The following is an 8,241-nucleotide window of genomic DNA, read 5'->3' as shown; positions in this document are numbered from 1 at the left end:
GTTATCCTTCAGCCCACCATACAGATGCAAGAGAAGCAGCAGACTGATCGCCAGTATTCCGCAAACGCCGAACCATATCTTTGTTGCGGTGCTCACAGTAAGCTCCAAGCTTTTTCGAACACATCCGGTGAATACGGCTGATACCCCAGCTCAACGCCAACAATCGCAGTAGCCAGCGCAATGCCGGTCTTTTTGTCTTTGGTGTTCAGGTGGTCATTAATGCCGATACCGATATCCGCAGCTGCACGGTTGATATAGTTCCCGGTGTTGTTTTCATTCGGCGGTGCATATTTGTTGATAATGGCTTTAACTGAGTTCAGCCCGTATTTCGTCTGATATGTCTGAAGCAATTTATAGATTGCCCGGATACCATACTCGGGAGACTGGAAACGACAGAACCGTGATTCAATTTTCGGGTCATGTGGTAACTGCCCCTGCCATTTGTTCGCCGGGTTGTAATCGATATTGCCCGGATTGTTGTTGCGTTCGCCGCGTGCCGGTTTAGTCATCACTCACCTTCCGTAAAAGTCGCTTCTCAAGGGTTTTAATCAGTTCAGCGCCAGACCAGCCAGCAAGACCAGCAATGCCGCCTGCCAGTTCCGGCACCCACTGGTAATAACTGGAGGCCAGATACACCATCGCACCGGCAAAGATGGAGACAATCACCTGAAGAAAGAAAAATCCCCAGCTTATTTTTTCTCCGTTAAGCACCTTGTAGGCGCAGCTTGCGGCAGTGCCGAGAAGAGTCATGATGCTAATCAGCATTCCCACAAGCCAGTTGTAGTTTCCGGGGTCTTTATAGGGCATTTTACGCATACCTCCCCCTTAGCTTGGGGCTGGTTAGATAATAGGGTGCCGCGCACAGTATCTCTGCGCTGATTACGTTTGTTTGTTCAGGATTCTGTGGCGGCGTATATGAAAAAAGGCCGCACATGGCGACCTCTGGAATGTGAACTATCCGGAAATTCCGGAGAGTTGAACCTGTAAGTAACTCTTACAAGTTGCAGATATGAAAAAGCCCTCCGGAGAGGGCTTGCGGCATACATCGTATAACTTTCGCAAAATTATATCGACCTCTCAGCCGATGCGGTTCGAGTCCCAGCCCTGCGGCGAAGTGACGAACTAGGCGGTATCGATAACAGGAGCCGCCTCTTTTACCCTGTTACCTGCTCTTGCTTTAACTGCCCGAGCATATCACAAATATACACATCAATAACTTTTTTTCAAGTTATTTTTGATATATTTTCTGAAAAATCTCCTTTTGTTACACGCTCTTTGGCTATTTCATCCTGCATAACCATGTAGACCTTTGCATTAAATAAACTAATGCACCACCTAACCCGATCTGTGCATTGTTTTATCGTTAGCCACGGAGCTATTCTTTCCTGCATATAATTTGCGAGATTTTGCATTGTTTCTCTGTGAAGATAGTAATCAGTAGCGATTACATATACGGGATTGGTTTTATCGAAGGCTTTCAATATTGATTTTTCGACAAAGTCAGCTTCATCTACATCGTTGGCGCGCTGGAACATGTTGCTGAGTGATTGTTTAGGAAATAATATTGATTGCGCCTTCTTCAGTAATTCCTCTCCCTTATATCCAAGTTTTCGAAGAGAGTTAAAGGCATCGGTAAACCTATCCAGATTTTCCACAGACCAGCCCGTTAAAAATCGCCATACACCACCACATCCTCCATAGCCAGGGCTATCACTACCCCGCATTTCATCAGCCCACACGGTGATAATGGCTCTGACCCACCGGTCTTGCGCCGGAGTTAATTGCCGCGCCTTCCCGAGGTGAGATTTTCTTGGTGAATTAGCAACTGCCGTATAAGAAACACTATCTCTCATTGCTCTTTCCCCTGGTTGCCTTTCATCTTGGATTTTGTCATCAGTATTTCCGGTATCGATGTGATTTCAGGTTTCATCCCCTATCTCCCATATCGTGACATCCAGTGACCCACCGCTTACCCTTTCACCACGCCTGATCCGCATATCATCAATCTGGCTGTCGTCCTTCCAGAAACCGGCGTGAGTGAGCGAATCGAAAACAGCCTTTGGCTGGTTATCGAGGTCTCTCTGTCGCTTGTCCGGGGGATTTGCTGTGATGCTGATTCTGATGCGGGATGTGGTGCTGATATCGAGGTTTTGCTGTCTGATTAACTCTGTGATGTGTTGCCGGTATCTGGTTCCTTTCTCTGCGATGTAGTGCCGACCTCTGGCATGCCGCCAGTACGTGTTGTTGGATGGCGGCCACGGCAACTTAAAGTGATATTGGTTCATCTCGGCGCTACAAGCTCCCTTCTGGTCAGTTCCCTGATGGTCAGTATTATCGCTCTGTCCATCTCCTGCCTGCGCTCTATGCGGTTCATGCTTCCGCCGTTGTCGATATTATGATGACACTGAGGACACAGCGCCGCAGTGAGACTGTCATCGACTTTTAAGCCCATACCCTTACCTTCGTTGCGGTGTGCAACCTGGGTGCCATAGCGACCACACAGGACGCAGCATTCAATCTGAGCCACAGCGGCCAGCCATTTCTTACTTCGGTAGATAGTTGCCACATTTCACCTCACGATAAACTGATGCCGATAGCCAGAACGAACAGCACCCAGAACAATACGAACGGGATATATCGTGTCGCCTGTTCAATGCCGTCCTGTTTATGCGATCCGCCGGTATTATTTTCACCTTTCGGGTATTTGTGTTTATGCATGTATTTACTCCTTCTTCTCGGCATCACCATCTCCTTTCATCTTCTCGACTACTTCCAGATGCGGGCATTCGCTGGCGCACTGGTCGCACACGTAAACTTCATCGTCAGCCAGTTCTTTACTGCATAGTTGGCATGTCATTGTATTTTCCTCAGCGTCAGGCCATAGCCGAATACTGCGCCGGTATCGATATATTCCTGATTGGCTCGCCTTCCGATACCTTTAATCATTGGCGTGTGCCCGAAAATAAAAAGGTCAGCGCCTTTAATTTCACGCGCCATATCGTCAGCCACGCGCTCACGACTCCAGATAACGGCCTGCTCATCTACTGGCTTGCCGAACTCGTATTCATCTGAAGGATAATCAGCATGGGCGATTACAACCTTCTTCCCGTTTGTGGCGACTTCGATAATCAGGGGGAGTTTTTCGGCTTTCGCCAGGCATGCCCGAGATAAAATCTCTTTGTCGTAGTCCTGAAGGAAAAACCAGTTCCCGCCGTTATACAGCCAGTTATTGACGTCACCGCCACTGAACAGGGCATCAATCCCCATCTGCTCATGGTTCCCACGAATAGCCATAAACCACTTTTCATTGAGCAAGTCTAAACACTCGACGTTTTGAACACCCCTGTCTATCAGGTCACCTACAGAAATGATTAAGTCAGTTTGTTTATCAAAATCAATTTGTTGCATCCTATCAATCAGTAACTGATAGCATCCGTGCAGGTCGCCAACCACCCAAATATTCCGATATTGATCTCCGCTGATTCGCTGGTATATTCCGCTTCTCTCACCCACAGCGCACCTCCCGCAGCATTGCGTCAATGTCATTGATGAACGACCACCCGACCCAGGCTCAAACGGGCGTGTTCTGGATTTTGGACGTGATGCTTTTTCCTTGATTACCGTCATCCTTGCCTTAGCTACCGGGGTAGGCTTTTCGGCCAGGCTGCTGAAATGCGCTCTGACTTTGGATGCCGCACGGTCATCAAAAGCGTAATAAACCTGACTGCCTTTCCTGCGAACGGCGTGGACACTGCCGATATCCTGCAACAGCCGGACAAATTTAGCGTCTATCATGCTGCCAAGACCGGTGGCCTGCGCAACCATCCTGACCGTGAAGGTGTCATGGTGGCGAAGTGACCGGATTATTTTCAGGCACATGTCCTGCTTCTGCTCATTGGTGTGAAGGTATTGTCTTGTCATGCGTCCTGCTCCCTTTTGAGTTTCATGTACTCCGAATCCTCTGGCGTAGTCAGTATTAAACCGAACTGCGCAGCCCATGATTCGATTTGCTGAAGAAAGTAATGCATATCCCCTTTATCAAGTTTTGAAGTGCGTCTGAGCGTCTCACGCTGCGTTTTCTCGCCGGTGATAACATCGGTGTACTCAGTGGTTTCAAATCCGAGGTATGTCGCCTTCAGGCTTTCTTTCACCCATGCCTCAGTACAAAACGGCCGGCCGGCACGAATCAGGTACTCGCTGATTTCTTTGTACCAGACATGGCTGAGTGCATTTTGTGAAAGGCTTCGTTTCGGGCGGTAGGGTTTTGCGGTGATACTTAACTTCGGGTGGGTGCTCAGTAGTGATTTCAGTTGCTCGTAAAACAGTTTTTTGTTGGATTCATGCAGGCAGAAGTTTTCCACATTACCCCCTACTCCTTCTCACACTTAAAATCAGTCAGGACAACTTTGTCACCGAATGACCGGCCAGCTTCTTTGCTGCGGTAAATCATGTTTTCACATTCACGCTTGCTGAGTTTCTTCGGTGACCGGCGGAACCAGCTCACCGGCAGTCCGCCTGGCTTGTGTATCGTTGCGGTTATTTTGTACATCACTCCTCCGGTGGTTGTGGCAGTGCCGGGATACTTGACCAGTACAGAAAGTTATTAGGCCACTGGCGGATAACCCAATCCTGAACGATTGTTTTCTTCGGCTCACCGTCGTAATTCCCGCCGACATATTTTTTCCTGCACAATGCGATAACCTGATAATTATGCTCTTTAGCCTCAGGTAGTTGCTCACTCGTCTTAATCCATTTCATTGGTGGATTCCTTTATCATGCGCTGTAGTTCAGCAAAGCGTCTGGTGCTTGCCTCATTATCAAGTGAGATTATCCGCTGGTATGCCCGTCCTCTCGGCTGGTGCTTTTCTGCTGCGCAATGACATTCAAAAAATACCGAATCCGTCTTGCCTTTGAAAAAATGGCTCTGCGCCAGAATGTAACGGACTGCGATATAGCGACCTTGCTTGCTGTACGCCTTATTTAAATCAGTCAGCGTCGTGCCCTTCATCTTCATCTCCTTTTGGTGGTGTCTGGTACGGCAGTCTGCTGCGAACTCCGGCATTCCATGCGCGATATCTAACTTCAACCCCGCTCAACTTGTACCCAGTGGTACCGAAAAAGTCGCTTCTCCGTTGGCTCATGATGAACTCAGGCGAATAGCCAAGCTCGCCCGCACACCACTTTTCAAAATCCGTTGGTTCCATAATCAAAGGTCCTCCGGTTCATCGACCGTTAAATCATCCAGAGCCCACGACCGATACTGTTTTTCAGTAATAAAATCTCTGGCTTTTTTCTCATTGCCGAATGCGGCCACCGGCTCAAATTCACCTTCAAGTCCGCGAACTGAAACAATCCATACCTTCATAATCAAAAGTCCTTCTGTCTTGGGTTATGCCGTCCGCGTCCGGAAACCGAACTTGGCCTTTAATTCTGCGATATGCGCCAGTGCTTTTTCCTTCGGTACCGGAATATGCAGCTTTGGGATTTGCACACGCGGCACTGGAATTTCTTCACCGGATCGGATTCTGGATGCCATCACCGCCAGTTCCTGAGAACAGCGTTTTTTCAGCTCTGACTCGGTAAGGCCGGACGCACGGCTCAACGCGTGTAACTTCGTGACCATCCAGTAACAGGCGTTGTTCTGCCACGGATAATCCTCTGCTGTCCGGTACATGCTGCGGTTAGCACTGAACTTCATGATCATGTCGTAAAGCCCATCCGCGTCCGGCAATCCAACGGCCACGCAGTCAGCCTGTTTACACCACTGAACAAACTGCCCGGGTGACGGAAGAAACGGTTTCTCCTGCTGCCTGGCAATCCGCATACCGGCGTTAATCTGCTCCACTGTTCGGATTCCGTTTTCGGCAAAGGCCAGAACCCACTGACGACGAAATTCGTTCAGGTCATCCTGTGTCTGGAAATTTGCCATTGCGGCCGGGAATGTTGCTTTCAACTGCCGGAACAGCTCGTTGAATACCTGAATGGCTTCCTGTGGAACTTTCTGTTGCGGTTTTGGTGCAGCCCCTGCCATTGACCGCAATGCGCCAGCATCACGCTGCTGAATGGCTGTGGTGAGTGATTTCATACGTTCAGCCCCTCCGCCCAATCGGTGTTATCGAAATCAAGATGCGGCCTGCCGGATGGCTTACCCTGCCCCTGCGTGTTCCGCTTGGCTTCCAGTTGAGTCCATTTCTCGCGAAGCTTTGCAGGGCTGAGGATATTGCTCTTCCAGAAACTATCCTGGTTCGCGAATTTGAACATCTGGCAGATATCCGAATGCGTCCTGTTGTCCTGCTCGCGCATCAGTCGGACATCGTTAGCCCAGCCAGACCAGTTTGGTGTTTTGGCAGACGGGCTGATTCTGGTGATGAGCTGGAATATCCACTGAGCGGCTTTCAGGTCGTCAGCAGTTCCCCACTTGTCACCTTTCGGTGAACTGACTGCGGCTTCTGGTTTTGCTTTGCGGGGAGAAGATTTTGAAATCCTCGGACGATCATTAAATACGTTAGTATTTAATATATTATTATTGTTTATGGACAATCGTTGGACATCCGTTGGACAAACATCGCTGAGAGGTGCGTTTTTACTGGTGTTTGCGTTGGACAATCGTTGGACATCCGTTGGACAATTTTGAGACTGAAAATCTTCATATTTCACTATCGAAATCAGGCTGAATTTACGACCTTTCGACTCAATATTAATCATCCCTTTCGACTCAAAAGTGCGGAGTAAACTCTTCACTTTGTTGTCAGGAATGAACGTCTCGGATACCAGTGTCGGCCTGCCGGTGATCATCTGGCCGCGCCGGACAATCATCATACCGATATCAGTATTAACCTCCTCGTCAGTGTGATTTGCTTTCAGTATCAGATGCAGCCATAAATGGACTGCCTGAGAATCTCTGTATAGCCTGCTGTCCATGAATTGTCTGTGTATCAATGCAAACCCCTTGCCGGATTGCTCCGGCGTTACAGGCCGCTCCTCCGGCGCTCTGCCGGGGAACCGGTACACGTTATTTAATGCGGTATTCATGATCCGACCTCCTGTCCGGTTTCAGATAAAAACGCCTGGTACTCTTCCATGAGCAATCCGGCCTCGCCGTCCAGCTCTAACCCTGCATCAGCAACAGCCTGAATAAACTTTCTGGCCTTCACTGCGCTGAACTGCGGTAACGCCGCGCTGCGGGTCAGTTTCTTCTTACCGGCTGCTTTGGCTTTGCTCATCAGCCCCGTGGCAACAGAGTCAGCTTTCGGCCCATGTTCGCGAGATAGTGCAACTGCTGTTGTCGCCGCTATTTCACCTGCTTCAACCAGCTTTATCAGTTCATCACCGGATGACAGAAGTTGCAGGTGGGTTTCAACATCAGAAGTTGATCTGTGGAATTCATCAGCAATTTCCTGAATTGTGTATCCGGCATTCCTTGCTCTGTTGTATTGCTTTGCGCGCTGAACAGGGGTAATAGCCAGCCCCTCACTGGTACCAGCCTGATGGGCGAGGCGCTCTAACTCGGTACCAATGAAATCCTTACATTCAATCCGGGGGATACTAATACCGTCAGCAATAGCGTATCCGGCACCGATATAGCGATGCTGACCATCAATGATCTTCACCCCTTTCTCTGTCACCTGGACGGATAATGCCGGGAGGTCTGACCCTGATTTCCATAATTCGCACATTTTCCGAGCGTGTTCTTCATTAAGAGGGCGAATGTTATCGCCCGGCTCCAGATACAGCTCTTCATACGGAACCATAAATGCTTTCTTAACGGTGGTGCCGGTGCCGTTTTTGTCTTTATGCTTGTAATATTGCGATAGCGTTGCCATAATTACTCCTGTATGTATGTTCAGTTAATGCGCCTCTGCTGCTCCAACAGCCGGGGCGTTTTCTTTTGTTCTCATTAGAGAGAGTTCGCCGATCTGCTTCCACAGAAACCGGTACTCTTCCTCGCTGATTTTCTTCTCGCCTGGCAAAACAAAATCTGTGATACCGGCTGCGGCCAATGTCTCGCATATCTCCGGTAACTTTTCTGTTCTGCGTAAGACTGTTGAATCGTGTACACCGAGCAGTTTTGCAACCACTGTCTGTGTGGTGCTTCTCAGTGCCTGATGAGCTGTTGCCATCAGATGATTTGACACAAACCGGTTAAACGATTTGCGTGGATTTGCATTTTCCATAATTCATAATGTCCTTATTGAGATACAGTTATTCGCTCACTTCCTGTGAGGTGTTGCTGTGTTGAAA

16 protein-coding genes are annotated in these 8,241 nt (G+C 48.9%); all 16 read right to left on the bottom strand.

The window, feature by feature from the left end:
• Nucleotides 1-92: 92 nt before the first annotated feature.
• Nucleotides 93-509, bottom strand: coding sequence for a structural protein (locus tag HMPREF3119_RS00080; protein WP_070577873.1), 417 nt, complete (start codon nt 507-509; stop codon nt 93-95).
• Nucleotides 502-816: a phage holin family protein gene (locus tag HMPREF3119_RS00075; protein ID WP_311133472.1), complete on the bottom strand. Its 315-nt coding sequence runs from the start codon at nt 814-816 to the stop codon at nt 502-504. The genes HMPREF3119_RS00080 and HMPREF3119_RS00075 overlap by 8 nt, the downstream gene beginning before the upstream one ends.
• Before the next feature lie 407 nt (nt 817-1,223).
• Entirely contained in the window at nt 1,224-1,853 is a 630-nt protein-coding gene (locus tag HMPREF3119_RS00070) for a hypothetical protein (RefSeq protein WP_048822637.1), read from the bottom strand.
• Between the two features lie 66 nt (nt 1,854-1,919).
• Nucleotides 1,920-2,285: a crossover junction endodeoxyribonuclease RusA gene (gene rusA, locus HMPREF3119_RS00065; RefSeq protein WP_070577870.1), complete on the bottom strand. Its 366-nt coding sequence runs from the start codon at nt 2,283-2,285 to the stop codon at nt 1,920-1,922.
• The gene (locus HMPREF3119_RS19545) at nt 2,282-2,566 is read right to left on the bottom strand and encodes a hypothetical protein (protein ID WP_070577867.1); all 285 of its coding nucleotides are present in this window, start codon (nt 2,564-2,566) and stop codon (nt 2,282-2,284) included. Before HMPREF3119_RS19545 ends, rusA begins: the two co-directional genes overlap by 4 nt.
• Nucleotides 2,567-2,574: 8 nt before the next feature.
• Complete coding sequence (locus tag HMPREF3119_RS19240; RefSeq protein ID WP_168162265.1) at nt 2,575-2,718, bottom strand: hypothetical protein; 144 nt, start codon at nt 2,716-2,718, stop codon at nt 2,575-2,577.
• Nucleotides 2,719-2,853: 135 nt separating this feature from the next.
• Nucleotides 2,854-3,546: a metallophosphoesterase gene (locus tag HMPREF3119_RS00055; RefSeq protein WP_070577876.1), complete on the bottom strand. Its 693-nt coding sequence runs from the start codon at nt 3,544-3,546 to the stop codon at nt 2,854-2,856.
• Between the two features lie 371 nt (nt 3,547-3,917).
• Nucleotides 3,918-4,361, bottom strand: coding sequence for a recombination protein NinB (locus HMPREF3119_RS00050; RefSeq protein ID WP_070577864.1), 444 nt, complete (start codon nt 4,359-4,361; stop codon nt 3,918-3,920).
• A gap of 8 nt (nt 4,362-4,369) precedes the next feature.
• Nucleotides 4,370-4,549, bottom strand: a complete 180-nt coding sequence (locus tag HMPREF3119_RS00045; protein WP_070577862.1) for a DUF1187 family protein — start codon at nt 4,547-4,549, stop codon at nt 4,370-4,372.
• Complete coding sequence (locus HMPREF3119_RS00040; protein WP_070577860.1) at nt 4,549-4,758, bottom strand: hypothetical protein; 210 nt, start codon at nt 4,756-4,758, stop codon at nt 4,549-4,551. Before HMPREF3119_RS00040 ends, HMPREF3119_RS00045 begins: the two co-directional genes overlap by 1 nt.
• Nucleotides 4,745-5,008 (bottom strand): hypothetical protein, encoded by a 264-nt coding sequence (locus tag HMPREF3119_RS00035; RefSeq protein ID WP_070577858.1) that lies wholly within the window; start codon nt 5,006-5,008, stop codon nt 4,745-4,747. Before HMPREF3119_RS00035 ends, HMPREF3119_RS00040 begins: the two co-directional genes overlap by 14 nt.
• Before the next feature lie 198 nt (nt 5,009-5,206).
• Nucleotides 5,207-5,365: a hypothetical protein gene (locus tag HMPREF3119_RS19235; RefSeq protein WP_168162264.1), complete on the bottom strand. Its 159-nt coding sequence runs from the start codon at nt 5,363-5,365 to the stop codon at nt 5,207-5,209.
• Between the two features lie 24 nt (nt 5,366-5,389).
• Entirely contained in the window at nt 5,390-6,085 is a 696-nt protein-coding gene (locus tag HMPREF3119_RS00025) for a replication protein P (protein ID WP_070577854.1), read from the bottom strand.
• On the bottom strand, nt 6,082-6,921 hold the full coding sequence (locus HMPREF3119_RS19540) for a hypothetical protein (protein WP_246829214.1): 840 nt from the start codon (nt 6,919-6,921) through the stop codon (nt 6,082-6,084). The genes HMPREF3119_RS00025 and HMPREF3119_RS19540 overlap by 4 nt, the downstream gene beginning before the upstream one ends.
• Nucleotides 6,922-7,028: 107 nt before the next feature.
• Entirely contained in the window at nt 7,029-7,823 is a 795-nt protein-coding gene (locus tag HMPREF3119_RS00015) for a DNA-binding protein (protein ID WP_070577852.1), read from the bottom strand.
• 24 nt (nt 7,824-7,847) lie between these two features.
• A complete protein-coding gene (locus HMPREF3119_RS00010; RefSeq protein ID WP_025154244.1) occupies nt 7,848-8,174 on the bottom strand; it encodes a hypothetical protein in 327 nt (108 codons plus the stop codon).
• Nucleotides 8,175-8,241 lie beyond the last annotated feature (67 nt).

The organism is Morganella sp. HMSC11D09, assembly GCF_001807955.1.
Lineage (GTDB): Bacteria > Pseudomonadota > Gammaproteobacteria > Enterobacterales > Enterobacteriaceae > Morganella > Morganella morganii.
This window is presented reverse-complemented; position numbering and strand designations above follow the sequence as displayed.